Origin of the sequence: Streptomyces sp. NPDC050703 (assembly GCF_040654435.1) — a bacterium.
In the GTDB taxonomy this organism is placed as follows: Bacteria; Actinomycetota; Actinomycetes; order Streptomycetales; family Streptomycetaceae; genus Streptomyces.
On record NZ_JBFAHX010000031.1, the window covers coordinates 31,046 to 56,693 of the forward strand.

General features: G+C 73.6%; 19 protein-coding genes. 7 read left to right on the forward strand and 12 right to left on the reverse strand.

Annotated elements, in window-relative coordinates:
• The first annotated feature begins 57 nt into the window (after positions 1-57).
• Positions 58-276: a hypothetical protein gene (locus AB0I16_RS25560; RefSeq protein ID WP_363251887.1), complete on the forward strand. Its 219-nt coding sequence runs from the start codon at positions 58-60 to the stop codon at positions 274-276.
• A 295-nt stretch (positions 277-571) separates the two neighbouring features.
• Complete coding sequence (locus AB0I16_RS25565; RefSeq protein WP_363251888.1) at positions 572-1,129, forward strand: hypothetical protein; 558 nt, start codon at positions 572-574, stop codon at positions 1,127-1,129.
• Between the two features lie 46 nt (positions 1,130-1,175).
• Here AB0I16_RS25565 and AB0I16_RS25570 read toward each other — a convergent pair whose 3' ends face one another.
• The gene (locus AB0I16_RS25570) at positions 1,176-1,676 is read right to left on the reverse strand and encodes a hypothetical protein (protein ID WP_363251889.1); all 501 of its coding nucleotides are present in this window, start codon (positions 1,674-1,676) and stop codon (positions 1,176-1,178) included.
• A gap of 333 nt (positions 1,677-2,009) precedes the next feature.
• On the opposite strand from AB0I16_RS25570, the gene AB0I16_RS25575 reads away from it, so the two are divergent.
• Entirely contained in the window at positions 2,010-2,687 is a 678-nt protein-coding gene (locus tag AB0I16_RS25575) for a class F sortase (protein WP_363251890.1), read from the forward strand.
• 80 nt (positions 2,688-2,767) lie between these two features.
• Here AB0I16_RS25575 and AB0I16_RS25580 read toward each other — a convergent pair whose 3' ends face one another.
• A complete protein-coding gene (locus tag AB0I16_RS25580; RefSeq protein WP_363251891.1) occupies positions 2,768-3,598 on the reverse strand; it encodes a polysaccharide deacetylase family protein in 831 nt (276 codons plus the stop codon).
• Between the two features lie 162 nt (positions 3,599-3,760).
• Between AB0I16_RS25580 and AB0I16_RS25585 the strand changes: the two genes are divergently transcribed.
• Positions 3,761-4,222 carry a universal stress protein gene (locus AB0I16_RS25585; protein WP_363251892.1) on the forward strand — a complete coding sequence of 154 codons (462 nt, stop codon included), beginning with the start codon at positions 3,761-3,763 and terminating at the stop codon, positions 4,220-4,222.
• 114 nt (positions 4,223-4,336) lie between these two features.
• Entirely contained in the window at positions 4,337-5,764 is a 1,428-nt protein-coding gene (locus AB0I16_RS25590) for an amino acid permease (RefSeq protein WP_363251893.1), read from the forward strand.
• Positions 5,765-5,794: 30 nt separating this feature from the next.
• Here the strand turns inward: AB0I16_RS25590 and AB0I16_RS25595 are convergent, their stop codons facing one another.
• Positions 5,795-7,057 carry a CapA family protein gene (locus AB0I16_RS25595; RefSeq protein WP_363251894.1) on the reverse strand — a complete coding sequence of 421 codons (1,263 nt, stop codon included), beginning with the start codon at positions 7,055-7,057 and terminating at the stop codon, positions 5,795-5,797.
• Between the two features lie 291 nt (positions 7,058-7,348).
• On the opposite strand from AB0I16_RS25595, the gene AB0I16_RS25600 reads away from it, so the two are divergent.
• Positions 7,349-7,864, forward strand: a complete 516-nt coding sequence (locus tag AB0I16_RS25600; protein ID WP_363251895.1) for a hypothetical protein — start codon at positions 7,349-7,351, stop codon at positions 7,862-7,864.
• 483 nt (positions 7,865-8,347) lie between these two features.
• Here the strand turns inward: AB0I16_RS25600 and AB0I16_RS25605 are convergent, their stop codons facing one another.
• The 7 genes from AB0I16_RS25605 to AB0I16_RS25635 form a co-directional block, all read right to left on the reverse strand.
• Positions 8,348-9,208, reverse strand: coding sequence for a DNA-formamidopyrimidine glycosylase family protein (locus tag AB0I16_RS25605; protein WP_363251896.1), 861 nt, complete (start codon positions 9,206-9,208; stop codon positions 8,348-8,350).
• A 16-nt stretch (positions 9,209-9,224) separates the two neighbouring features.
• Positions 9,225-11,390, reverse strand: a complete 2,166-nt coding sequence (locus AB0I16_RS25610; RefSeq protein ID WP_363251897.1) for a SpoIIE family protein phosphatase — start codon at positions 11,388-11,390, stop codon at positions 9,225-9,227.
• Between the two features lie 66 nt (positions 11,391-11,456).
• On the reverse strand, positions 11,457-12,446 hold the full coding sequence (locus AB0I16_RS25615) for a ParB/RepB/Spo0J family partition protein (RefSeq protein WP_363251898.1): 990 nt from the start codon (positions 12,444-12,446) through the stop codon (positions 11,457-11,459).
• A 329-nt stretch (positions 12,447-12,775) separates the two neighbouring features.
• Complete coding sequence (gene aroF, locus AB0I16_RS25620; protein WP_363251939.1) at positions 12,776-13,819, reverse strand: 3-deoxy-7-phosphoheptulonate synthase; 1,044 nt, start codon at positions 13,817-13,819, stop codon at positions 12,776-12,778.
• Positions 13,820-14,050: 231 nt separating this feature from the next.
• Complete coding sequence (locus AB0I16_RS25625; protein ID WP_363251899.1) at positions 14,051-15,283, reverse strand: HAMP domain-containing sensor histidine kinase; 1,233 nt, start codon at positions 15,281-15,283, stop codon at positions 14,051-14,053.
• Positions 15,284-15,290: 7 nt separating this feature from the next.
• Positions 15,291-15,944 carry a response regulator transcription factor gene (locus AB0I16_RS25630; RefSeq protein ID WP_363251900.1) on the reverse strand — a complete coding sequence of 218 codons (654 nt, stop codon included), beginning with the start codon at positions 15,942-15,944 and terminating at the stop codon, positions 15,291-15,293.
• Positions 15,945-16,216: 272 nt separating this feature from the next.
• Positions 16,217-19,162 carry an AAA family ATPase gene (locus tag AB0I16_RS25635; RefSeq protein ID WP_363251901.1) on the reverse strand — a complete coding sequence of 982 codons (2,946 nt, stop codon included), beginning with the start codon at positions 19,160-19,162 and terminating at the stop codon, positions 16,217-16,219.
• Positions 19,163-19,676: 514 nt separating this feature from the next.
• Between AB0I16_RS25635 and AB0I16_RS25640 the strand changes: the two genes are divergently transcribed.
• Positions 19,677-21,113, forward strand: coding sequence for a lipase maturation factor family protein (locus tag AB0I16_RS25640; RefSeq protein ID WP_363251902.1), 1,437 nt, complete (start codon positions 19,677-19,679; stop codon positions 21,111-21,113).
• Positions 21,114-21,224: 111 nt separating this feature from the next.
• On the opposite strand, the gene AB0I16_RS25645 is transcribed toward AB0I16_RS25640, so the two are convergent.
• Together AB0I16_RS25645 and AB0I16_RS25650 are read right to left on the reverse strand one after the other, a co-directional pair.
• The gene (locus AB0I16_RS25645) at positions 21,225-24,242 is read right to left on the reverse strand and encodes a glycoside hydrolase family 38 C-terminal domain-containing protein (RefSeq protein ID WP_363251903.1); all 3,018 of its coding nucleotides are present in this window, start codon (positions 24,240-24,242) and stop codon (positions 21,225-21,227) included.
• An 87-nt stretch (positions 24,243-24,329) separates the two neighbouring features.
• Positions 24,330-25,595 (reverse strand): glycosyl hydrolase, encoded by a 1,266-nt coding sequence (locus AB0I16_RS25650; protein WP_363251904.1) that lies wholly within the window; start codon positions 25,593-25,595, stop codon positions 24,330-24,332.
• Between the last annotated feature and the right edge of the window lie 53 nt (positions 25,596-25,648).

Genomic DNA, 25,648 nt, shown 5'->3' on the forward strand with positions numbered 1-25,648 from the left:
CCATCATGGCCGTGAATTCCGATGCGCCGCGGGCCCGCGCGGCGCATCCTGTATTCCATGCCCTGGCATTCACCGATCGTCGTCCACCCGCCCGACCCCGACGGCGGGCGGCGGGTCACCGTGCGCGGCGGCGACGCCGGTGTCGCCCGCAGCGACCGCGACCTCGTGGAACTCCTGTGCCGCGCGGGCCTCGGCGAGGCCGACGTCGCGCTCGACGACCCGCACCTCGTCGAGTGGCGCGGCGGGCGCCACCTCTGGACGGCACCGCGGGACTGACCGAGGGGCCATCGCCCCGGCACCGACCGGGGGACCATCGCCGCGGGACCGGCCCGAGGGACCGTCGACGCGGAACGGGCTCGGGCGGGCCGCCGCGGGCCTTCGCACACCGGCCCCTCCCCCACGCGGCGCCACGCCGCCGTGTTCGCCCGCCCGGCGGACCCCGTTACCCCGTTCGCACGACACCGATCGCGGCCCGCACGGACCATACCTAGCGTTTCCGGCATCGAGGTGCATGTCAGGCGAGAGCGGAAGAAGGTCCGCAGCTGCTCCTCGGAGACACCGGAGGATCACCATGCGCGCGATACGCGTCGCTTCGGCCGCCCTGCTCACCGCTTCCCTCCTGACGCTCGCGGTCCCGCCGGCCTCGGCGGCCGTCACGGGCGAGGCGAACGAGGCGAACAACGACATCACGTCGTTCGGCTTCCGCGTGACGCCCTCGACCGTGGCCGCGGGCGGTCAGGTCACGCTCGGCGTCGACAGCTGCGACGGCGACACCAAGGTCACCTCCGGCGTCTTCGACGACGCCCACATCCCGCGGGGGCAGGCGTCCACCACCGCACAGGTGTTCTGGGACGCCAAGCCCGGCGCCATGTACGAGGTGACGTTCGACTGCAAGGGCGAGATCGGCAAGACCGACCTCACCATCGCCACCGGCCGGGACGGCGACCACGGCAGGCCGGAGCACCACCGCCCCGAGCAGCCGGCCGACAAGGGCGTGAAGGCGGGCACCGGCGGCAGCCTCGGCGGTCTCGACGCCCAGGAGATCGCCCTCGGCGCCGCGCTGATCCTGGGCGCCGTCGGCACCGCGTACCACAAGGCCCGCCGCCGCCCCGGCGAGGACGACTCCTGAGGGCCGGACCGCGGCACGCCGGTCCGGCCGGGGCTCCGGCGCCCGCTCAGACCTTCTTCTCCGACCGGCGGCGCATCCAGAACACCCCGCCGCCGACCAACGCGGCCCCCACCAGGGCACTGCCGATCGCCATGTCCGTGGTGGTCGCCCCGGAGTGCGTGCCGCCGCCGAAGCCGCCGCGCACACCGCCGTGGATGACGGTGAACGCGGCCGGGCGGGTGAGCGTCCTGCCGCCGCAGTGGGCCGTGATGTCGTAGGTGCCGGGGGAGGCGTTCCGGTGGACGACGGCGGTCGCGCTCGACGTGGTGCTGTTCCGCAGCGGGCGCAGGTAGGCGTCCGGGAAGGCGCGCGAGGTGACCTTGCCGCCGCTCCGGCAGGACGAGCCGTCGACCGTCACCGTCAGCTGGCCTCCCCTGGGGATCACACTGGGCATCGCCACGATGTTGGTCGGGTCGGCCCACGCCGACGCGGCCGGGGCGGCGAGCCCGACGACGGCGCCGGTCGCGACCGCGACCGCGAGCGTTGTTCGCACACGAGAGGTACGCATGGCAATCCTCCGCGGAAGGCGCCCCGGGGATACCGTCCCCGGTCGATCGGCGAGAGCGCCTCCCGGTCCGACATTCGGGTGCCGTGCGCGGGACCGCATGTCGGCGCTCGGCCGTCCTGGTGAGGCGACACGCCGGGGCATGTCCGCGCGACCCGGCATCGCCGCAGGTCACGGACTGCCACAGCGGTCCGGCCCGGGCCGACACGGATGGCGCACCACCACTGCGGGCACCACCCGTTCGCTCCCGCCCTTTCGCACGCCGCGCGCGCCGCGCTTAGCGTTCTCGTACGCGCAACGGACGCGGCGCGCAGCCGCGTTGAGAGGGGACAGAGAATGCCTTCGCCCCAGCCCGCCGACGACGACGATCGCAGGTTCCAGGAGCAGGAGAGGCAGAAGAAGCGCGCCCCGTGGGGTGTCATGGCGCTCGTCCTGCTCACCGGCCTCGCGCTGATCCGCAACGGATCGGGGGAGTTCGACGTGGGCCCCCCGCAGCCGGCGTCCGCCGCGGCGGCGGACCACGCCCCCGAGGCCCGGCCCGGCGCCCCCGCCCCGCTGGCCTTCTCCCCCGCGGAGCGCATCCGCGTCAAGGGCATCCGGGTGGACGCGCCGATCGTGCCGGTGGGCCTGGACCCCGAGGGGTGGGTGGACGCGCCGCCGCCCGACGACGCGAACCTCGCGGGCTGGTTCACCGGCGCCGTCGCGCCCGGCGAGAGGGGCACGGCCGTGATCGTCGGCCACGTCGACAACCAGCGGGGCCCCGCCGTCTTCTACGGCCTCGGTTCCCTGGAGAAGGGCAACCGGGTCGAGGTCGGGCGCGAGGACAAGAGGACCGCGGTCTTCGAGATCTACGGCATCGAGGTGTTCTCCAAGGAGAACTTCCCCGGCAGCCGGGTCTACGGGAACTCCGGCACCCCCGAGCTGCGCGTCATCACCTGCGGCGGCGGCTACTCCGAGCAGACCGGTTACGACGGCAACGTCGTCGTCTTCGCCCGCCTGGTCGAGGTGCGCTGACCCGGGCGGCCGGGCGGCGCCGCATCCCGGTCCACGGCTGACGGCTGACGGCTGACGGCTGACCGCTCCCCCGTGCCGCCTCACACCTCGTGGCGGTTCGGCAGCGTGATGCGGTAGCCGGAGCCGAGGAGTTCCGGAAGGTAGTCGCGGAGGGCCTCCACCGTGCCCGTGCGGTCGCCGCCCGCGTCGTGCGAGAGCACCACGACGCCGGGCGCGGCCCCCGCGCGGACGCGGCGGACGATGGCCCCGGCGCCCGGCTCGGTCCAGTCCAGGGTGTCGACGGTCCAGGCGAGCGGTTCCATGCCCAGCTCGGCGCCCAGCTGGAAGGCGTTGCGGTTCCAGGCGCCGTAGGGGGCCCTGAACCAGGCGGGGTAGGCACCGACGATGTCCTCGACGACGTCGCTGGTGCGCTCGATCTCGTCGCGCGTCGAGGAGCGGTCGAGCCGGGTCAGCAGGGGGTGGGTCCAGGTGTGGTTGCCGATCACGTGGCCGTCGTCGGCCATCTCGCGCAGGAGGTCCTTGTTGCCGGCGGCCATCTCCCCGCACACGAAGAACATGGCGCGCACGTCGTACGCGCGCAGCGTGCGCAGGATGCCGGGGGTGTAGCGGGGGTCGGGGCCGTCGTCGAACGTCAGCACCATCGAGCGCCGCCGCCCGTCCACGCGCAGGATCGGCGCCTCGCGCACCCGGGGCAGGGCGCGGGTGGCGCGCGGGGGCCCGTTCCCGGCGAAGGGCTGGAGGCGGTACCCGTAGGACCGGTGCGCCCCCGCGGCCGGCGCGCCCGCGGCGGGGCCGCCGGCGGGCGTGGGGGCCGCCGGGCGGTCCGCGCAGCCCGCGGTGGCGGCGAGGCCGAGGGCCGCGGCGGCGCGGAGCACCAGTCGGCGCCCCGAAGTCAGCTCATCGTCTTTCATGAGTCATCCGTCGCATGGCCGATGACCCGCACGGCACACCAACACGGGACGCCCGCGGAATGCACCCGATCAGACGCGGCGGCCACCGGGCGGGGACGGGGGAAACGGGGGAAGGGGACGGCTGCCCGCGGGGTCCTCCGTCCGCTCCGTTAACCTCTCGGCGTGAGTGATGACCAGTCCCACCAGTTCGAGCGCGGCACCGACGGGCCCAAGGTGATCGTCGTCGGAGTCGACGGTTCCGCGTCCTCCCTGCGTGCCGCCGCGTATGCCGGAGGGCTGGCGCGGCGGCAGCGTGCCCTGCTCGCCGTCGTCTACATCCAGCCGGTGATGGCGGCCGGGGCGGCGCTCGGCGCGCCGATCGCCGAGACCACGGACGAGATCGCCGAGGGGCTCATCACCGAGATCCGGGACGCGGCCGAGCGGGTGAAGGACATATTCGACGTCCGGTGGGAGTTCCACACCTTCCGCGGCGACCCCTACAGCGGTCTCGTCACCGCCGCCGACGACCTGAAGGCGGACGCGGTCGTCGTCGGCGCCTCCGAGCAGGCGGGCCACCGCATCGTCGGCTCCGTCGCCGTCCGACTCGTCAAGGCGGGGCGCTGGCCGGTCACCGTCGTGCCGTGAGCGGGGCCGTACGCCGTGCCGTGAGCCGCGCGGGTGTGGCGTCTTCCGTACGGGCCCAGGCTGGGCCATCATGATCCGCCATCAGCCGGTCGCGTTCGCGAAGAGGTGGAGCTCATGGCGGAACTCCGGAGGGGCAAGGGCGTGCTGCGCCGCAAGCCCATCGAGCACATCGACGACTCGGAGGTCTCGGGCGGCGGGCTCACCCGCTCGCTCGGCCTCTGGCAGCTCACCGCGATCGGGGTCGGCGGCATCATCGGCGCCGGCATCTTCACGCTGGCCGGCACCGTGGCGAACGAGAAGGCCGGGCCCGCGGTCCTGATCTCGTTCCTCATCGCGGGCGTCGCGAGCGCGGCGGCGGCGTTCTCGTACGCCGAGTTCGCGGGGCTCATCCCGAAGGCGGGGTCGGCGTACACGTACGGCTATGTGGTGCTCGGCGAGATCACGGGCTGGTTCATCGGGTGGGACCTGCTCCTGGAGTACACGGCGATCGTGGCGGTGGTCGCGATCGGCATCTCCGGCTACTTCAACTTCCTCCTGAACGACATGGGCGCCGAACTGCCCACCTGGATGCTGGGCGCGCCGGGCACGGGCGACGGCCACAGGGTCGACCTCTTCGCGGCGCTGCTCTGCCTGCTCATCGCGTATCTGCTCACGCTGGGGATCAAGAACGCGGCGCGCTTCGAGATGGTCGTGGTGGTCCTGAAGGTCCTGGTCGTGCTGGTCGTGATCGGCGTCGGGTTCTTCCACGTGAACACCGGAAACTACCAGCCGTTCTTCCCCTTCGGTGTCAGCGGCGCGTTCACGGGCGCGGCGACCGTGTTCTTCGCGGTCTTCGGCTACGACGCGATGAGCACCGCCGCCGAGGAGTCCAAGGACGCCCAGCGCCACATGCCGAAGGCGATCCTCTACTCCCTCGCCGTCTCGATGGTGCTGTACGTCCTGGCGTGCCTGGTGCTGACCGGCATGCAGGACTTCAAGGACATCGACCCGGAGAGCGGGTTCTCCAGCGCCTTCAAGTCGGTGGGGCTCGGCGGGCTCGCCGACGTGATCGCCGTCGGCGCCATCATCGGCATCCTCACCGTGATGTTCACGTTCATGCTGGGGGTGACGCGTGTCTGGTTCTCCATGAGCCGCGACGGACTGCTGCCCAAGTGGTTCGCGAAGACCCACGCGACCCGGCACGTGCCGACGCGGGTGACGTGGATCGTCGGCTTCGCGTCGGCCGCCATCGCCGGGTTCCTGCCGATCGGTGAGGCGGCCGAGCTGACCAACATCGGCATCCTGCTGGCGTTCGTCGTGGTGTGCGTCGCGGTGATCGTGCTGCGCTACAAGCAGCCCGGGCTGCCGCGCACCTTCCGCTGCCCCGGAATGCCGGTGGTCCCCGCGATCGGTGTCGTCTTCTCCATCTGGCTGATCACGTTCCTCCAGTGGCAGACCTGGGTCCGCTTCGGCATCTGGTTCGCGCTCGGCCTGGTGATCTACTTCGCCTACTCGTACCGGAAGTCGGAGCTGGCGAAGGCGGAGCGCGCCGGCGGCGGGTGACGCGCCGCCCCGGGGACCGGACGGCCGCGCCTACCGGCCCATCCGCAGGCCGCTCTTCGCCGCCCCCCGGCTCAGGACGATCCGGCGGATGCGGTCCCGGGTGGCGGCCACGTCCGCCCCCTGGGCCAGGGCTCTGTTGAGGTTGACGACACGCATGACGCGGGTGTCGAACCACATCGGAACGAACTCCGCCTTGCTCACCGCCCATCTCCCGCCGGGTTCGGCGGGCGGGGCGAAGGTGAAGCGGCCGATGGAGCCCTGGTTGCCGCGCGGGTCGCGGACGCCCTGGTGGTTGATCATGCTGTTGGCGATCTGGTCGCCCATGCCGTAGACGACCCAGGTGCCGTTGACCTTCTCGTACGCCTGGGGGACGTGCGCGTGGGTGCCGATGATGAGGTCGATGTCCGGGCGCGTGCCCGTGCGTGAGGCCGTGAGCCGCTTGCCGAGGGTGAGCTGGCGCCGGTCGGGGGCGTCCTGCCACTCCGTGCCCCAGTGCATGCTGACGACGACCACGTCCGCGCCCGCCCGGCGCGCCGCCCGCGCGTCGGCGACGATCTTCTCGCGGTCGATCAGGTCGACCGACCACGGCTTGCCCTCGGGCAGCGGATAGCCGTTCGTGCCGTACGTGTACGCGAGCTGCGCGACCTTCGCGCCGCCCGCGTGCAACCACGCGGGCTCCTTGTCCTCGGCGGCGGTGCGGGCCGAGCCCGCGTGCCTGACCCCCGCCTCGTCGAGGGCGTCGAGCGTGCGGCGGATGCCGGCCGCCCCGTCGTCCAGGGAGTGGTTGGAGGCGGTGGAGCACGCGTCGTACCCGGTGGCCCTGAGGGCGCGGGCCACCTGGGGCGGGGACTTGAAGGAGGGGTAGCCGGTGTAGTCGCCGTTCGCGCCGTACACCGTCTCCATGTGGCAGATGGCCAGGTCGGCCTCGGCGACGACCGGCTTGGCGCCCGCCAGCATCGGTGCGAAGTCGTAGCCGTCGCCGCCCGCGTCCACCTTGGCCTGGCGGATGAGCGCGGCGTGCGGCAGTACGTCGCCGGAGGCGACCAGGGTGAAGCCGCGCCCCCCGGCCGTGCTGCCGCCCGCCGGGCGGCGGTCCGCCTCCGGGGCGGAGCCGCTCGGGGACGCCCACCAGGAAGGTCCGTCGTACGGCTGCACGGAGCAGCCCGTCGCCACCAGGGCCACCGCCGCCACGGCCGCCGCTCGCGGGACCCGCCCCGTGAACCCTGTGCGCCATGGGGCGCCCGGGGTGCCTGCGGTCCGAGTGTCCCGTGAACTGCCTGCGCGCTGCGTCATCGATCTGGCTCCGTCGATAGGGCGGTATCCGGCCAGATGAATCCACATACGTACTTAATGATTAATCAAGGAGCAATGCCGCCGCAGTCCCTGAAACGGAGTCAAACCGCCTCCCCCTGTGACGCGAACAACACGCCCCCGCCGACCTGCGGTGAAACCGTGGGCCGGGTCAAGGCTCCGTAAAGCGCCTTGCTCGGCACCCCCTTCGGGTAATCGGCTGTTCTCATCCGTGTTCCGGGGTGGGGGGCCAGAGGCCGGTGACGCGCACGGACCGGAGGAAGGCGGAGCTGGATGCTGCACGAGAGCAGAGGAAACACGGAGGGCCCCCAGGACGGCGGACTGGCGGTGCCCATGGCGTGGTTGTACGCCGAGTACATCGCCGACGAGCTGCTGCGCACCGGCGATCTGATGCCGCCCACGTCGTTCGAGTACCGCGCGGGGCGCGACGCGCTCGCCCTGACGGTCTTCCTCTCGGACCACAGAGGCGAACTGTCCGGCATCCGGGTCATCACCCAGATGGAGACCTGGCTCTCCCTGACGGAGTACGACCAGCTCTGGCTCGACTGGGTGCGTGAGCGGATGGCGCTGCTCATCGAGGACGCCGAGGCGGCAGGCGGCCCCGGGCCCGACCTCGAACTCGCGGAGCTGGCCTGGCGCTGGCTGGAGGAGACCGAGCTGCTCGCCCCCGACCTCGACGCCGTACCGGGCGGCGGGGCGCTGCCGGGCGAGGAGGACGGGCCGAAGGTGTGGACGCCGGCGTGGCGGCTCGGCCTGCCGCTGGGACACCTCGCGATCCACCTGTTCTGAGCGGCGCGCCCGGCGGGGCGCCGGGAGCGGCACCGCGACACCGGCGCCGCGCGCTCGGCGAACCGCCCGCGACCGCGCGGTGGTCGCGGGCGGCGGCTGTGCGGGCAGCGGCTGCCGTGGTGACGGCCACGTGCCCTGCGGACGGCGGTGGCGGTGGCGGTGTCACCGCCTCGCCCGCCACGCGCGACCGCGCCGGGGCCCCCGGGGCCGCCCTCGCCGTACGGGACCCCGGCTGCGGACCCGCGCGTCCGCGTGCTGACCGCCGTCGGCAGGATCGGCTCGGAACGCACGGTCACGACGTGGCGGACGCGGGGCCGCACCGTCCGCACGCGAGACGACTCGGACCTGCGCCCGGCGGCCACCCGGCCGCCACGAGGTGCGGGCGGCGGAGGGGCGACGGCGGCTGACGGCCCTGCCCCGCGAGCCCGCGTCATGCCCCCGGGCGCGGCGGGTCCGCGCGAGGGGCCCGGTCCGGTCGCCCGCTCACTTCAGCAGGCGCGACATCCTCCGGTCCGCCAGCGGCTTCCCGCCCGTCTGGCACGTCGGGCAGTACTGCAGCGAGGAGTCGGCGAAGGACACCTCGCGGACGGTGTCCCCGCACACCGGACACGGCTCCCCCGTGCGGCCGTGCACGCGCAGGCCGCTCTTCTTCTCCGCCTTGAGCCTGCCGGCCGCCAGGCCCCGCGAGCGCTCCACCGCCCCGGTCAGCGTGGTGACCAGGGCTCCATACAGTCCGCGCACGTCCTCCTCGGTGAGGCTCGACGTGAGTTTGAAGGGGGACATCCGGGCCGCGTGCAGGATCTCGTCGCTGTACGCGTTGCCGATGCCCGCGATGAGGCTCTGGTCGCGCAGCGCCCCCTTGATCTGCCGCCGTTCGCCCGCGAGCAGCGCGGCGAACCGGGCCTCGTCGAAGTCCGGGGCGAACGGGTCGGGCCCCAGCCGGGCGATGCCCTCGATCTCCGCCGGCTCCGGCGTCACGTACACCGCGAGGCGCTTCTGGGTGCCCGCCTCCGTGAGGTCGAAGCCCTGCCGGGTGTCCAGGGCCACCCGCAGCGCCAGGGGGCCCTTGCCGGGCCGTGGCAGGCCCTCGGGGAGCGGGTCGCGCCACTGGAGCCAGCCCGCGCGGGCCAGGTGGGTCACCAGGTGCAGTCCGTCGGCGTCGACGTCGAGGAACTTGCCGTGCCGCGCCACGCCCGTGACGGTGCGGCCCGCCAGGGCGAGGAGGGGAGGGTCGTACGTCTTGAGGACGTTGACCGCGACGGGCACGACGTCGGTGATCCCGCGGCCGACCAGCTCGTCCGTCAGGAAGCCGCGCAGCGCCTCGACCTCGGGCAGTTCCGGCATGGTTCTCCCTCATCCCCTACGGTTTCCGACGGTCGCGGGCGGGGTCGTCCCCCGTGGCCCGGTCCCTGGCCGGCATGACGAACTCGCACCAGACGCTCTTGCCGCCGCCCCGCGCGTCCACGCCCCAGCCGTCCGCGAGCCGGTCCACCAGGAGCAGGCCGCGGCCCGACACCTCCTCCTCGCCCGCCGCCCTGCGGTGCGGCAGGGTGCTGGAGGAGTCCTCGACGTCGACCCGCAGCCGCCGGTCGGCGCCGCTCAGGACGCGCAGGGTCACGATCGCGGCGCCCTCGGTGTGCATCAGCGCGTTGGTGATCATCTCGTCGGCGACCAGCTCGATCTCGTCGGCCCGCCGCGACGCGCCCCAGGCCCGCACCGCGGCCCTGATCATGCGCCGCGCCTCGGTGAGCGCCTCCGGGTCGCCGGGCGCCACGTGCTGCTGGAGGCGGCCGCCGGACAGGGGCGCGTCCCGCGTCCGGCGGCGCAGCAGGAGCAGCGCGGCGTCGTCGTCCCCGCTGCGGCCGTCGACGATGCCGCAGAGCCGGTCGGCGAGCCCGCGCAGGTCCCGGGGGCCCGAGGCGGCGAGCCCCGCGAGGGCCCGCATGCCGTCGTCCAGGTCGTGCCCCGGCTCCTCGACGAGACCGTCGGTGCAGAGCAGCAGGGTCTGGTCGGGGCCGAGTTCGAGGGTGGTGACGGGGTAGTCGAGCCGTCCGAACTCGGCGGAGAGGCCGAGCGGGAGGCCGCCGGCGACCGGCACCCTGCGGCAGGTCCCGTCGGCGCGCAGGAGCAGCGGGTCGAGGTGTCCGGCGCGCACGAACCGCACCACGCCGGTGGCGAGGTCGGCCTCCGCGTACAGGCAGGTCGCGAAGCGGTCGGTGTCGAGATCGTGCAGGAAGGCCGAGGCACGGGCCATGACGGTGGCCGGCGTGTGCCCCTCGGCGGCGTAGGCGCGCAGCACGATGCGGAGCTGGCCCATCACGGCGGCGGCGTGGGTGTCGTGGCCCTGGACGTCCCCGATGACGGCGCCGACCCTGCTCCCTCGGGAGGGGGCGCCGCCGGGCAGCGGGATGATGTCGTACCAGTCGCCGCCGATGTCGCGGCCGAGCGCCGCCGAGCGGTATCTGACGGCGATCTCCGCGCCGGGCACACCCGGGATGCTGCGCGGCAGCATGGCCTGCTGGAGGCCCTGGGCGAGGTCCTTCTCCTGCTCGTAGAACATGGCGCGTCGCAGGCTCTGCGCGATGCTGCTGCCGAGCGCGACGAGGACGTTGCGCTCCTCGACGGTGAAGCCGGTCTTGTCCCGGTAGAGCAGGCCGAGTGCGCCGATCGGCTTGGCCTGCGCGATCAGCGGGAGGTAGGCGGCGGCGGTGATGCCGAGCCGGTCGATGTGCGGCCACAGGAGCGGGTAGGACGCGGCGAAGTCCCGCGCGGACTCGATGTAGCGGGGCGCGAGGGTCCTGACGACCTCGCTCATGGGGTACGGCTCGTCGACGCGGGTCAGCCGGGTGCCCGGCACGAAGCTGCCCGCGGGGCCCTCGGCGACCAGGCGGATGCGCCCGGCCTCGACCAGGCCCATGACGAGGCTGGCGGCGCCCAGGTGCGCGAGGCCGTGGTTGTCCCGGAGCACGTCCATGACGTCGTCGACCGTGCGGGCGTGCGCGAGGGCCGCCGTGGTGGCCTCGACGATGCTGGTCCTGCGGCGCCGCTCGGCCTCGGCGTCGGCCCGCTCCCGCAGGGCGGGCGGGCTGTCGCCGAGCTCGCGGGTGGCGTCCCTGACGACGCCCACGATGCGGTGCGGGCGGCCGGTGGCGTCGCGGCGGATGCAGCCGTGCGTGTGGGTCCAGCACAGGGCGCCGTCGCGGTGGCGCACCTGGAAGTAGGCGCCGTAGGTCTCGCTGCCGTCCTTCAGGGCGCTGGCGACGGTCTGGTCGAGGCGCCGGCCCTCGGCGGCCGGGACGCGGGCGGCGAGCGTCTCGGGCCGCCCGTCGTACTCGTCGGGGCGTACGTCGAAGACCTCGTGGGCGGTGGCGTCCATGACCATGAGGCCCGTGTCGAGGTCCCAGTCGAAGCACCCCATGCGCAGCGCGGGCCCGTACAGCTCAAGGAAGCAGCCGGCCGCTCGCCCGCCCGGCCGGCCGCAGCGGCAGTGCCCGGCCGGGCACTGCCCGCCGCTACCCGCGTCCATGGCCCCACGCTAGGCGGGGCCATGGACGCGCGCACGCGGGGACGCCGTGGCCGCCCCCGCCCCGCGCTACGCCGTCTCGGCGACCTTGCTCTGGACCCGGACCGCCACCTCCGACCACATCTCCGCGCTCTCCTTGGCCAGGTACGCCACGACGCCGCGGCAGTGCGGCGGGACCTTGTCGAGGATCTGCTCCCACTCCTCCACACTGATGGAGTGGACGCTGAGCAGCCGCAGCAGCGTGCGGCCGATCTCGCTGAAGCGCAGCGCCGGGTCGGCCTTGAGGCGTTTCACGGCGGCGGCGCGGTCCTGCGCGGAGTCCTTCTCCAGCACGGCCGACGGCGCGCGGCCGAGCCTCGGCGTGACGGCCGCCGTGCCGTCGCCGCCCCGCGCCTGCCTGCCGCGGCGCGTCAGCGGGTCCTCGCCCCGCATCATGCGGTTGCGCACGTCCCGTACCGTCTCCGGCGAGATCGCGGCGACCCTGGCGACCTGGCGCAGGGACAGCGCGGGGTTCTGCGCGATCAGTTCGCTGGCGATCCTGCGGCCCTCGGTGCCGTTGATCGGCCTGACGCGGCCGTCGTGGCCGATCCTGCTGCCCTCGCCGGCCCCGCTGCCGGGTTCGCGGCGGCGGATGTCGGCGACGGTGCCCGCGGCGATGCCGCTCACCGAGGCGATCATGCGGTCCGACCACTGCGGGTGCGAGGCGATGATGCGGGCCGCCGCGCGCTTGCGGTCGGCCGTGGACAGCGGCAGGCCGTGCGTGACGTTCGACTCGACGGCGAGGACGAAGGCGTCCTCCTCGGCCCCGTCGAAGTACTTCACCGCTATCTTGCGCTCTCCCCTCAGCTCGGCGGCGCGCAGCCGGTGCAGGCCGTCGATGACCCGCATCGTCGGACGGTGCACGGTGATGGGCGGCAGCGGGGTCTGGACGACCGCGAGTGCCGCCGCGTGCTCCTCGTCCACTCCTGACGTACGTGGTGAGCCCGCCGCCGAGAGCGAACCTGTCTCCACCTCGACGACCATCAGTCGATCGAACTCTTCGTGCTCGGGCGTTGCCAACTCGACTCCCCCTGATTCGATGTCCCCCGTGGGTTTCCGTGTCCCCGCACGGAATCGCGCACGTCTCACCCGCGCACACTCCCGCCCTTGGCCATGGGCGTCGTGGAGTGCGCGCGACGCGGATACCGCTGACGTGTTCTCATCCGGCTCGTACGGCGAAAGGCGCGGCGCGCGACGGCACGCGGAAAAGCCGTCGGCCGGGCGCTGAATCCGCGCCTGACTTCCGTCGGAATCATCGGAAATTCATCTGACCGAACGCGTTCAGCCTAACAACGCGCATTCGGAGCCGGTACCCCTCACTCATAGTGGTCGCACAGGTTCCGCCACCCCTAGGCACCCCTACCGGCGCGCGCCGCGGCGGCCGGGCGGGCGGGGGTGCGGCCCATGAGCGGGGTGAGGTCGGCGACGGCTCGCGCCACCTCGTCGGCCTCCGGGTGGGTCAGCGCCTGGTCGCCGTCGCAGAGCGCCGTCGCCGGGTCGGGGTGTACGTCGATCATGACGCCGTCCGCGCCCACGGCGAGGGCGGCGCGGGTGAGCGGCAGGACGAGGTCGCGGCGCCCGCCCGAGTGCGAGGGGTCCACGACCACCGGCAGGTGGGAGAGGCGCTGGACGACCGGGACCGCGCTGATGTCCAGGGTGTTGCGGGTGGCGGTCTCGAAGGTGCGGATGCCGCGCTCGCAGAGCACGATGTCGAGGTTGCCGCGCTGCGCGATGTACTCGGCGGCCATCAGCCACTCCTCGATCGTGGCGCCGAAGCCGCGCTTGAGGAGCACCGGCCTGCCGGCCTCGCCGACCGCCTGGAGCAGGGCGAAGTTGTGCATGTTGCGGGTGCCGATCTGCAGCATGTCGGCGTAGGGGGCGACGAGCCTGACGCCGTCCGGGTCGATGACCTCGGTGACGAGCGGCAGCCCGGTCTCGTCCCTGACCTCGGCGAGTATGCGCAGCCCCGACTCCCCGAGCCCCTGGTAGGCGTAGGGGGAGGTGCGCGGTTTGAAGGCGCCGCCGCGCAGCAGGGAGGCGCCCGCAGCCTTGGCGAGCCGGGCGGCGGCCAGGGTCTGCGAGGGGGTCTCCACGGCGCAGGGGCCCGCGATGACGGTGAGGGTGCCGGGCCCGATGGGCACGCCCCCGACGGTGACGACGGTCCGCTCGACGTGGTGCTCGCGGCTGACGAGCTTGTACGGGACCGAGATCCGCACGACGTCGAGGACGCCGCGCAGGTGGGCCAGGTTGAGGGCGGCGAAGGCGTCCACGTCGCCCACGAGACCGACGATGGTGCGGGTCACGCCGCGGCTCACGAACGCGTCACCGCCCGCGGTGCGCACCAGTCCGACGACGGCGTCCACGTCTTCCTGCGTGGCCTCCGGAGCCATCACGACGACCAAGGGGTTCCTCCCGTGTATGAGGCCGCCCGACGGGGCGGGTTCCTGGCGGAACGAGCGCGTGTGACGCGTGGGAATACCGTCCTGACCGGAATTCCCGGGCGGACACGTGAGCGCACGAAATGGAGCGGGAAAAGCGCGGCGAAGGCAATTCGGTGACCGTTTGACGCATTCGCCGAATCCCTACCGTAGAAGCGCCCCGGCTTCACCTCAACGCGGTCCGGCTCATTCGTCCAACTGCGCAACATCGTCGCCGCGTTCGGCCGCGGCGCCGGGGTCGGGCGGAAAGGCGACCTCCACCGCGAGGCCGCCTCCGGCGCGGGCCCGTGCGTCGATCGCGGCCCCGTGGGCGAGGGCGACGGCGTGCACGATCGACAGGCCGAGGCCGGGGCCGCCGCCTTCGCCGTCCCCGTCCGCGCGGCCGGGCCGCCGCACCGGCTCGGACAGCCCCTCGACCTGCCCGGGGGGCACCAGGGGCCCGGTGTTGGCCACGGAGACGACGGCGCGTCCGCCGCGGTGGCGGGTCGTGACCTCCAGCAGTCCGCCGGGCACGTTGTGGCGCACCGCGTTGTCCACGAGGTGCGCCAGCATGCCGCGCACCAGTTCGGGGTCGCCGGTGGCGGGCGCGGGCCCGATCGCCGGTACGACCCGCAGCCCGCGCGCCTCGATCTCCGGGCGCGCGGCGTCCAGTACCCACGCGGCGGTGAACGCGAGGTCCAGCGGTTCCCTGTGGTCCAGGCCCCGCCTGCTGCCGGCCAGGGCGAGCAGCGACTCCAGGAGCCGTGCCTGCTGCTCGCTGATCGCCAGGAGCCGCTCGAAGGTCCGCCGCAGCGACTCCGCGGTGGCGTCGCCGTCCACGAGCGACGTGGTGATCAGCGCGTGTCCCCGCGCGAGCGGCGGGCGCAGCCCGTGGGCGGCGTCGGCGACGAAGCGCCGCTGCGCGTCGAGCACCGTGTCGAGGCGGCCGAGGAGCCCTTCGACGGAGTCGGCGAGGCCGTTCAGCTCCGCCGCGGGGCGCGCCACCGCCGGCCGCTCGCCGCTCCCGTCCGCGGAGGCGCGCCGGATGGCGCGGGTCAACGTGCGTACGGGGCGCAGGGCCCGCGCGGCGACCAGCCGGCCGAGCGCGGCCGAGACGACCGCCAGGACGGCGAGCGCGATCCCCGACCGGACGAGCAGGTGCCGCAGGTGGGCCCCGCGGCGCCGGGCCGCCTGCTCGTGGAGCAGGCCGGCCGGTTCCCCCGTTCCGCCGGGCGCGTGCACGTCGGGGAACGTGCCGCTCCCGACGAGGACGCCGCTGCCCGGGGTCCCGGCGACGAGCAGGCAGGTGAGTGCGAGCAGGAGCGCGCCGGAGGCGGCGAACAGCGCCCCGTAGAGCAGGGTGAGGCGTACGCTCGCCCGCCGCCTGGCCGGGCGGGGCCTCGCCCCGCGGGCCGGGGCGGCGAACGGGGGCAGGAGCATGGGCCTCTCAAATCCGGTAGCCGCCCCGAGGGATGGTCTCGATGACGGGCGGGTCGCCGAGCTTGGGCCGCAGGCGGTTGATCGTCGCCTTGACCGTGGTGGTGAACGGGTCGGTCGCCTCGTCCCACACCCGCTCAAGGAGTTCCTCCGCCGACACGACCCGTCCCTGGGCCGCGAGCAGGTACTCCAGGACGGCGAACTCCTTGGGGGTGAGCGGCAGTCGCGCCCCGGCGCGCGACGCGACCCGCTGGGCCGGGTCGAGTCTGAGGTCGCCGCGGACGAGGACCGGCGGCAGCGCGATCTGCGAGCGCCGGGCGAGCGCCCTGATGCGGGCGACCAGTTCGGCGTAGGCGAACGGCTTGGGGAGGTAGTCGTCGGCGCCGAGGCTGAAGCCCTCGACGCGGTGCGCGATCGTGCCGGACGCGGTCAGCATCAGCACGCGGGCGTGGGCGGGCTGTTCGGCCAGCCTTCTGCACACCTCGTCGCCGTGGACACCGGGCAGGTCGCGGTCGAGGACGACCACGTCGTAGTCGACCACGCAGGTGCGTTCCAGCGCCTCGGAACCGTCGTGCACGACGTCGACGGCCATGCCCTCCCTGCGGAGCACCCGCGCCACCGACTGCGCGAGCTCGGCGTGGTCCTCGACCACCAAGACCCTCATCGTCCACCCCTCGCCGAGCGCGTCACGGGCGGCGGGAAGCCGCCTCGGGAACCGATCACGCGGACCACGGTGCCCGATGCTGCGTCACGCACCGGTCACGGCGCCCCCGCACCCCCGTGGCGGCCCTGTCGGCCCGGTCCGGCCGTCACGAGCGTACCGCCGGCGCCCTGCCCCCGGACGGCCCCGAACCCGCCCCGCCTGTGTGCCCGGCAATCTTCGGACCGCCGTGTGACCGGACGCCGCGTAGAAACGGAACCGTGCCTCTCCCCCGCCTACCCCACGTGCAGCCGGTCGCAGACGTCACGCGTCGTCGGTCCGTCGCGGTCCCCGGGAGCGGCGAGAGGGCCGATCTTCGCGGCGAGGTCCGCGCGCCGCTGGACGGCGAGCTTGCGGTAGGCGCGCGTCAGATGCTGCTCGACGGTGCTGATGGTGATGCAGAGCTTGTCGGCGATCTGGCGGTTGGTGTGCCCCTGGACGGCCAGGATGGCCACCCGCAGCTCGGCGTTGCTGAGTTCGTCGGGGTGGCGGCGGCTCCCCTGCGTCCACGGCTGTTCGGCGGGCGGCGGGCTCCCCGCGTCGGCGGCGCGCGCCGCCCTCGGCACCGGCACACCGCACTCCTCGGCCAGTTGCTGCGCCTTGCGGGCCAGGGCGCGCGCCTGGCCGCTCTTGCCGAGTTCGCGCTGGGCGCGCGCCGCCTCCTCGGTGGCCCGGCCGAGGTCGAGGCGGTAGCCGCGCTCCCGCAGGATCTCCACGGCCTCGTCGAGCAGCGGCGGCCTGCGCCCCGCGCTCAGGGTGCTCGCGAGGACGCGCAGGGAGGTGGCGCGCGCCCAGCCCCGGCCCCGGCCCACGAGGGCCAGTTGCTCCTCGGCGAGGGCGCGGGCGCGTTCGGGCTCGCCGAGGCGGAGGTGGGCCTTGGCGGCGTCGGTGCGCCAGGGCACGAGCGCCGGCAGGTCGTACTCCCAGCGCGTCATGAGGTCACCGCAGGTGAGGAAGTCGTCGAGGGCGGCGTAGGGGCGCCCGGCCGCGAGGTAGTGGTGGCCGCGGGCGCGCAGGTACAGCAGTCCGTCGGGGGTCTGGAACGCCGGGTCGGGGACGGGCACGCTCAGCCGGGACGCCGCCTCGTCGAGCCGGCCGAGGGCGGTCAGGGCACAGACCGAGGTGGCCAGCGGCGAGGCGACGGCCACGCCCCAGCCGTCGGCGGGCACCAGGGCGAGCGCCGAGCGCGCCGACTCCTCGGCCGCGGCGAGGCTGCCCGTCCGCAGGGCGATGCGGGCCCTCGCCGAGGCGAGCAGCGCCTGCCACATGGGGGCGCGGCGCGCGTCGGCCTCCTCGCGGAGGGTGCCGCACCAGTGGGCGGCCAGGTCGAGGCGGTCGGCGAGGACCAGGGCGTCGAGCGCCACGAGGAGCGCGGTCAGGGTGCGGTCGCCGAGGCGCGTGCTCTGCAGGATCTGCTCGGCCCTGGCCACGGCCTTCCCCTCGGCTCCCGCGAGGAGCGCCTTCATGAGGCCCGCCGCCCGCTGATGGGGGCCTCGTGCCCGGCTCCGCTCGTGCCTGAGGGCCAGGTGTTCCGGTGCCTCGTGCCCGGCGGCCGCGTGCTCGGGCGTCCGCTGCCGGGGCGCGGTGTCGTCGGCCGCCCGGTGGTGCGCGGCGTCGGTGGCGCGGGCCCGGGTGGACGCGGCGAGCCCCGGATAGGCGTACGTGAGCCAGCCGCGCGGGCCGTCGTGTTCGTCGGGTGCTTCGCTCGCCCCCGGTCGTCCGAAGGGGCTCGTGCCCTGCCGCTCGGCGGTGCGGAGCACTCCGAGGGCCCGCTCCACCCGGCCGAACCAGAGGAGGTGCGCGGCGAGTTCGTCCAGGTGGCGGGGGTCGAGACGGCCGTCGAGTGCCGCCGTTGTCAGCTCGGGCAGGTGCTGGGCGACGCCCGCGGGGTTGACGCGCCAGCCCGCCCGGGTGAGCGCGGCCCTGATCTCCAGGGCCTGGCGCGCGTCGGTGCGGGAGTCGCGGGCCACCCGCAGACAGGTGAGGGCGAGGCCGACCTCGTCGTCGGCGAGGGCGCGCCCCGCGGCCTCGATGAGGGCCCGCAGCGCCCAGGGCGCGTCCGCCTTCCGCGCGGCGATGAGGTGGCGGACCACGACGGAGGCCGCCGCGCCGTGCTCGTGCAGGACCTGGGCGAAGCGGGCCTCCAGGCGGGTGCGGTCCGCGGGGTCCATGCCGCGGAGCACCGCGGCGCGCCCTGCCTCGTGGCGGAACCAGCCGGCGTCGAGCAGGCCCGCCTCGTTCAGCGCCCGCAGGCCGCGGTGCGCGGACTCCCGGGTGCTGCCGAGGGCTTCCACCAGTTCGGCGAGGGAGACGTCGGGCCCGGCCACGGCCAGGGCCCCGGCGAGGCGGCAGGTGGCGGCGTCGCTGCGGTACAGGGCCGTCACGACGGCGCGCGCGAAGGCGTCGCCGGGCACCAGGTCGGCACAGCCCGTGGTGGCGCCCGATGCCCGGTGGTCCTCGATCAGGGCACGGGTGAGCAGCGGGCTGCCGCCGCCCGCCCGGTGGATCTGCGAGACCAGCCTGCGCGTGCGCCACCCGGGCTCGCCCATCTCGTGGATCATTTCCGCCACTCCTTGCCGCTGGAGCGGCGCGAGTCTGATATTGCGGCAGCCCGCGATGCGCAGCAAATCGACGTGTAATCGCGTATTGCCGCACGGGAAGCCGCTGTTCTCGGCGAGGACGACCAGAACGCGGCTGAAGCCGAGTCTGCGGGCGAGGTAGAGAAGGCATTCCAGGGAGCGCTCGTCGGTGTGCTGCACATCGTCGATGCCTAGCACAACGACACTTTCCCTCGCCTTTTCGAGCACGATGCCGCAGAGGCCGGGAACCGCGCTCGGCACCCCGGCCGCCGCCGTGCCGTCCCCTGCCTCCTGAGTCATGGCCATGCCACTGCCGCCCCCGACGAGGCGGGCCGTGCGCCGGGCGTCCGGCTCGCGAAGACCGGCGCCGAGCAAGAGCTGCCCCATCACCCCGAACGGCTGATCGCTCTCCGCCTCCGACGCCGTGGCCTGCAAATACAGTGCGCCGGCGGCCGTCGCGCGCTCACCGAAGGCGCGGAGCAGCGCGGTCTTCCCGCTGGCCACCGCGCCGCTCACCAGTAGGACTCCGCCATACCCGCTCTCACATGAGTCGAGCATGCTTTCGAAGATCGAAAGTTCCGTACCTCGTTCCACCAAGTTCATGAGCCGACTTCTCCCCCGTACCTGACGGCTGATCCGCGAGCGACCGGACGACCAGCTGGATCAATTCCCCGACTTGACCAACCTCCCGTGCCTCGACTCTGCCATATCCGAAAATCAACTGCCAGCACTATTTGACTTAATGCCATCTTATTACCGCAACGAATGCGCCACACCCAAGGAGATCGGACGCCCCCACTCCACATGGGGTGTGGCCCGTCCCGCATTCGCCTGAAGACGAATTCAGCGGATTAATAGAACGCAGTCACGAGACGCGGGAAATAACAGCGGAGGCCGGCGGGACGGCAGCGACACGAGGGGCCGGCTCCGATTGGCCCGATCAGCATGACCCGTTTTCCCGCGCATGACCGGTTGTCGACCGGTGCACCGGCCGGCACGCGGGTCGGCGCGCGGGCGCAGGTTACCGGCCGCTCGCGCTCCGCGTCAGCCCGGCCGCACGACGGGCAGCCGCGCGCCTCACGGGCCGAAGTCCCTCACCCAGCGTCACAATGGAGGCGTGCAATGGTTCACGGCTGACGCGTACGGACTGAGCCGCCTGGTCTTCCAGCGCGCCCTGGCGGCGCTGTACCTGGTGGCGTTCCTGGGGGCCGCCCTGCAGTTCCGGGCACTCATCGGCGAGCGCGGCATGCTGCCGGTGCCGAAGTACGTGGAGCGGGTGCCGTTCAAGCGGGCGCCGAGCCTGTTCCAGCTGCACTACTCGGACCGGTTCTTCGCGCTCTGCGCGTGGACGGGCTGCGCGACGGCGGTGGCGCTCCTGGCGGGCGCCGACGGCCTGCTGCCGCTGTGGGGCGCGATGCTGCTGTGGCTGCTGCCGTGGGCACTCTACGTCTCGATCGTCAACGTGGGACAGACCTGGTACGGCTTCGGCTGGGAGTCCCTCCTGCTCGAAGTCGGCTTCCTCGCGGTCTTCCTCGGCAACGAAGAGACCGCCCCGCCCGTCCTGGTGCTCTTCCTGCTCCGCTGGGTGCTGTTCCGCGTGGAGTTCGGCGCCGGGCTGATCAAGATGCGCGGCGACGCCTGCTGGCGCAAGCTCACCTGCCTGTACTTCCACCATGAGACGCAGCCGATGCCGGGGCCGCTGAGCTGGTTCTTCCACCATCTGCCGAAGCCGGCGCACCGGGCGGAGGCGGCGGCCAACCACGTCACCCAGCTCGTCGTGCCGTTCCTGCTGTTCACCCCCCAGCCGGTGGCGACCGCCGCGGCGAGCCTCATGATCGTCACCCAGCTCTGGCTGGTCCTCTCCGGCAACTTCGCCTGGCTGAACTGGATCACCATCGTGCTCGCGGTCCCCGCCCTCGACCTCTCGGGCCTGCGGGACCACGGCCCCTACCCCGCCACCCCGCTCTGGTACGAGGTGGTCGTCATCGCCGTCACCGCGCTGCTCCTCGCGCTCAGTCACCGCCCGGTCCGCAACCTCGTCTCCCGGCGGCAGGTCATGAACACCTCCTTCGACTCGCTCCACCTCGTCAACTCCTACGGAGCGTTCGGCAGCGTCAACCGCGTCCGCCAGGAGATCGTGGTCGAGGGCACGGCGGACGCCAAGGCGCGGGAGGACGGCGACTGGCGGGCCTACGAGTTCAAGGGCAAGCCGGGCGACGTACGCCGCTGGCCGCGCCAGTTCGCCCCGTACCACCTGCGGCTCGACTGGATGATGTGGTTCGCGGGGCTCTCCCCCGCGTACGCGAGGGCGTGGTTCGGGCCGCTGGTGGAGCGGCTGCTCGAAGGCGACCGCGACACGCTGCGGCTGCTGCGCCGCTCCCCGTTCCCGCCGGAGGCGCCGCCGCGGTTCGTCCGGGCCCGGTTGTACCGCTACCGCTACACGACCTGGCGCGAGCTGCGCGCCACGGGCGCCTGCTGGGAGCGTACGTACGTCAGGGAGTTTTTGGGGCCGACCCGGCTGACCGGGCCCTCTCAGCCGCCGGGCAGACCGTAGCCGCGGCGGGCCGCGCCGGCGAGGACCTCGGCGCGCGCGTCGGCGCCGAGGGAGCGGAAGGGGGCCCCGGCGCCGTGGCGCCGGGGCCCCTCACGCACCGCGACGTACGGCTCAGCGCCTGCTGAACCGCAGCGTCACCAGCTCGAACGGCCGCAGGCGCACCGCCACGGCGCCGTCCGTGAGCTCCGGCGCGGCGGTGTCCGCGAGCGGACGTTCGAGGAGGTCGGTCACGGCGACCGACACCGCGGTGAAGCCCGTCGTGAGCGTGGCCCTGGCCCGGCCGCCGTGCGCCTCGTGGAAGCGGACGACCACGTCACCGCTGCCGTCGTCGGCGAGCTTGACCGCCGTGACGACCACCGCGTCGTTGTCGACGGCGACCAGCGGCGCCACCTCGGAGCCGCCGGTGAGGACGCGCTCGGGCAGGTTGACGCGGTAGCCCTCGCGCACCGCGTCGCCGATCGCCGCGCCCGGCACCAGGGCGTGCCGGAAGCGGTGCACGCCCTGGTCGGTCTCCGGGTCGGGGAAGCGCGGGGCGCGCAGCAGCGAGACGCGGACGGTGGTGGTCGTCCCGGCGTCCTCGGTACGGACGGTACGGGTCACGTCGTGTCCGTACGTCGAGTCGTTGACCAGGGCGACGCCCCAGCCCGGCTCCTCCAGGTGCACGAAGCGGTGGTTGCACGCCTCGAACTTGGCCGCCTCCCAGCTCGTGTTGGTGTGCGTGGCGCGGTAGAAGTGGCCGTACTGGGTCTCCGAGGCGTAGCGCTCGGCATGGATGTCCAGCGGGAAGGCGAGCTTGAGGAACTTCTCCGTCTCGTGCCAGTCGACCTCGGTGTCGATGTCGAGGCGCCGGCTCCCGGGGGCCAGGGTGAGCACCTGGGTGAGGCGCGAGTCCCCGAAGGTGCGCACGACCCGCACCGAGCCGCCCCCGCCCGCCGTTACCTCGTCCGCGTCCGTGAGGTCGGTGACGGTGTTGCGGTAGAACTCGTCCACGTCCCAGGCGTCCCACATGTTGGGGAAGTCGGCGTGGAGCTGCGGCAGGTTCGCCGCCCCGCCCGGGGCGACGGTCTCCCGGTCGGCGACCAGGTCGTACGCGGAGACGACCAGGCCCCGGCCGTCGATCTCCACGCGCAGCAGCCCGTTGTCCATCACGAAGCCGCCGTCCGCACGCGGGACGGCCGTCGGCACCCCCTCGGCGGTCGCGAGCCCCGCGCCGGCGGCGGGCACGCCACCCCTGCTGTGGGGCGTGGAGTTGAAGACCAGCTCGGTGGTGCCCTCACCGGCGAGGGCGCGCTGCGCGCCGTCGATGATGCCGGTCAGCTCCCGCGCGAGGGCGGCGTAGGTCGCGCGGGCCTCGCGGTGCACCCAGGCGATGGACGAGCCGGGCAGGATGTCGTGGAACTGGTGGAGCAGCACCGTCTTCCAGATGCGGTCCAACTGCTCGTAGGGGTACGAGAACTCCTCGCACCGGACGGCGGCCGTCGCGGCCCACAGCTCCGCCTCGCGCAGCAGGTGCTCGCTGCGGCGGTTGCCCTGCTTGGTGCCGGCCTGGCTGGTGAGGGTGGCGCGGTGCAGTTCGAGGTAGAGCTCGCCGACCCAGACGGGGGCGTCGGGGTACTCGGCCTCGGCCTTCTCGAAGAACTCCGCGGGCGTCTCCCACCGCACCGTCGCCGAGCCCTCCAGGTCACGCATCCGCGCGGCCTTCGCGATCATCTCGCGGGTGGTGCCGCCGCCGCCGTCGCCCCAGCCGGTGGGCGCGAGGGAGTGCCGCGCCACGCCCTTGTCCTTGAAGTTCTTCGCGGCATGGGCGATCTCACTGCCCTTCATCGAGCAGTTGTAGGTGTCGACGGGCGGGAAGTGGGTGAAGATCCGGGTCCCGTCGATGCCCTCCCAGCGGAAGGTGTGGTGCGGGAAGCGGTTGGTCTGCGACCACGAGATCTTCTGCGTGAGCAGCCACTTGGAGCCGGCCGCCTTGATGATCTGCGGCAGGCCCGCGGCGAAGCCGAAGGTGTCGGGCAGCCACGCCTCGTCGTTCTCGACGCCGAACTCGTCCAGGAAGAAGCGCTTGCCGTGCACGAACTGCCGGGCCATCGCCTCGGAGCCCGGCATGTTCGTGTCCGACTCCACCCACATGCCGCCCGCGGGCACGAACCGCCCGTCGGCCACCGCCTTCTTGACCTTCGCCCACACCTCCGGGCGGTGCTCCTTGATCCACGCCCACTGCTGCGCCTGGGACATGGCGAAGACGAAGTCGGGCTCGTCCTCGATGAGCGCGGTCATGTTGGACGTCGTACGCGCCACCTTGCGCACCGTCTCGCGCAGCGGCCACAGCCACGCGGAGTCGATGTGGGCGTGGCCGACGGCGCTGACGCGGTGGGCGGAGGGCTCGGCCGGGGTGCTGAGCACGCCTTCGAGTGCGGTGCGCGCGGCGGCGGCCGTCCCGTTCACGTCCTGGAGGTCGACGGCGTCGAGCGCCCGGCCGACCGCACGCACGATCTCGTACCGCCGCGCGGAGTCCGCGGGCAGCTCCTGCATCAGCTCGCCCAGTACCTCCAGGTCGATGACGAGCTGCCACACCGTCTCGTCGAAGACGGCGAGGTCCATGCGCTCCAGCGTGTACTGGGGCTCGCTGCCGGCCGTCTCCTTGTCGCCCAGCCGCGTGGGCAGGAAGGGGTGGTAGTCGAGGATGACGGGGTTGGAGGCGGCCTCGACGTGCAGCCGCACCTCTTCGCCGCCCTCGGCCGGGGCGGCCACGCGCACCCACTGGTTGCGCGGGTTCAGCCCCTTCACCGGGGTGCCGTCGGGCCGGTACACCAGGCCCTCGCACTGGAAGCCCGGCATGTTCTCGTCGAAGCCGAGGTCGAGGATCGCCTCGACGGTCTTCCCCGCCCACTCCTTCGGCACGGTCCCGGTCACCCGGAACCAGCTGGTCCCCCAGGGCGCGCCCCACCGCTCGCCCACCCGGGTCGCGACCGGCTCGGCGGCCAGGCCCTCCGCCACGGGTACGGGCTCGCCGGGGGCGTTCCAGACGGCGACGTCGAGGGGGACGGAGGCGGGGTGGACGGCGGGCCTGATGCGCTCGTCGAGGACGCGCTTGAGGCGGGCTTCGACGAGGGTGCGGTCGTCATGCATGAGGGTTCTCCTGGGGGCGTGGCAGGGTTGAGCCTGTCCGGCGATTGAGGACGAGCGCGAAGCGCGATCTACGGAGGTCGTACCGGCCTAGCGGACCTCCTCCGGAAGGACGACGGAGGTGATGCCCCGCGCGGCGAGATACCCACGGTCCGCCACCCGTCCGGCAAGGACCACCGCGGGCCGCACGCCGTCCGCGACCAGGCGGGCGAACGCCTCGAACACCGCTCCCCCGGGCGCGCACGCGGAGCGCCGCTCCATGGCCTCGTCCACGACGACCGCCGTGGTCCGGGGCGCCGGATCATGCGTACGGCCGCGCCACTCCTCGGCGATACGGGCGATGGCGGAGCCCGCGGGCTTGACCCGGCCGTCGTTGGTCAGCAGCCCGAGGCTGTACTCCAGTTCCGGGAAGTCCGCGAGGTCCCGCGACACGTCGTGGGAGCACCACCACGTCACGCCCCACAGGTCCTGGCAGTCGAGCGCGGCGGCGATCGTGTCCTCGGTGAAGGCGGCGGCGTGCTCGGCGGGGATGAGCGGGGCCGGGGCGCCGACCTCCTGGAGCCAGACGGGGCGGCGCGGGTCGTCCGCCCACGCCTTGGACAGCTCGATCAGGTACGCCGCGTGCGTGCGGGTGGCCGCGCCCGTGCGGCCGTGGCGCTGCGCCGTGCCGTTGAACACCCAGGAGTGCACGGCGGTGACCGCGCCGAGCCGGGCGGCCTGCGCGGGGGTGAAGGGCTGGTCGTCCTGGTACCAGGCGGCGTCGTACTCGGCATGCAGGTGCAGCTTGCCGGGGGCGCCCTCCTCGCAGGCGGCGAGGACGGTGCGCAGCCAGGCTTCGGCCTGCTCGGGGGTGATGCGGTCGGGGTCGGGGTGGGGTCCTGCGGAGAACTGGTTGACCTCGTTGCCGATGGTCATGCCGATGAAGTTGGGCCGGTCGGCGAGCGCGGCGGCGAGCGTCCGCAGGTACGCGGCCTGTCCCGCCACCACGTCGGGGTCGGTGAAGATGTTCCGCCGGTGCCAGGTCTGCGTCCACGCGGGCAGGAAGTCGAAGCTGGACAGGTGCCCCTGGAGGCCGTCGACGTTGACGTCGAGGCCGCGCTCGGCGGCGGCGTCGGCGAGCCGGACGAGCTGCTCGACGGCGCGTGGGCGGATCAGGGTGCGGTTGGGCTGGAAGTACGGCCAGATCGGGAAGACCCGGACGTGGTCGAGGCCGAGGGCGGCCACCGCGTCGAGGTCGGCGCGCACGGCGTCGATGTCGAAGTCGAGCCAGTGGTGGAACCACCCCTGGGCGGGCGTGTAGTTGGCGCCGAAGCGCGGCGTCCTTGCGGGCGGTGCGGGAGGCGGTGCGGAAGGCAATGCGGTTCCTGGTTCTGGGGGGAGGTGGGCGCGGGACGGCCCCGGCGGAGCGG

Excerpts from the sequence above, each read along its gene's own strand:
- AB0I16_RS25560 (WP_363251887.1), top strand. The coding sequence starts at position 58 with ATGCCCTGGCATTCACCGATCGTCGTCCACCCGCCCGACCCCGACGGC.
- AB0I16_RS25565 (WP_363251888.1), top strand. The coding sequence starts at position 572 with ATGCGCGCGATACGCGTCGCTTCGGCCGCCCTGCTCACCGCTTCCCTC.
- AB0I16_RS25570 (WP_363251889.1), bottom strand. The coding sequence starts at position 1,676 with ATGCGTACCTCTCGTGTGCGAACAACGCTCGCGGTCGCGGTCGCGACC.
- AB0I16_RS25575 (WP_363251890.1), top strand. The coding sequence starts at position 2,010 with ATGCCTTCGCCCCAGCCCGCCGACGACGACGATCGCAGGTTCCAGGAG.
- AB0I16_RS25580 (WP_363251891.1), bottom strand. The coding sequence starts at position 3,598 with ATGAAAGACGATGAGCTGACTTCGGGGCGCCGACTGGTGCTCCGCGCC.
- AB0I16_RS25590 (WP_363251893.1), top strand. The coding sequence starts at position 4,337 with ATGGCGGAACTCCGGAGGGGCAAGGGCGTGCTGCGCCGCAAGCCCATC.
- AB0I16_RS25595 (WP_363251894.1), bottom strand. The coding sequence starts at position 7,057 with ATGACGCAGCGCGCAGGCAGTTCACGGGACACTCGGACCGCAGGCACC.
- AB0I16_RS25600 (WP_363251895.1), top strand. The coding sequence starts at position 7,349 with ATGCTGCACGAGAGCAGAGGAAACACGGAGGGCCCCCAGGACGGCGGA.
- AB0I16_RS25605 (WP_363251896.1), bottom strand. The coding sequence starts at position 9,208 with ATGCCGGAACTGCCCGAGGTCGAGGCGCTGCGCGGCTTCCTGACGGAC.
- AB0I16_RS25610 (WP_363251897.1), bottom strand. The coding sequence starts at position 11,390 with ATGGACGCGGGTAGCGGCGGGCAGTGCCCGGCCGGGCACTGCCGCTGC.
- AB0I16_RS25625 (WP_363251899.1), bottom strand. The coding sequence starts at position 15,283 with ATGCTCCTGCCCCCGTTCGCCGCCCCGGCCCGCGGGGCGAGGCCCCGC.
- AB0I16_RS25630 (WP_363251900.1), bottom strand. The coding sequence starts at position 15,944 with ATGAGGGTCTTGGTGGTCGAGGACCACGCCGAGCTCGCGCAGTCGGTG.
- AB0I16_RS25635 (WP_363251901.1), bottom strand. The coding sequence starts at position 19,162 with ATGAACTTGGTGGAACGAGGTACGGAACTTTCGATCTTCGAAAGCATG.
- AB0I16_RS25645 (WP_363251903.1), bottom strand. The coding sequence starts at position 24,242 with ATGCATGACGACCGCACCCTCGTCGAAGCCCGCCTCAAGCGCGTCCTC.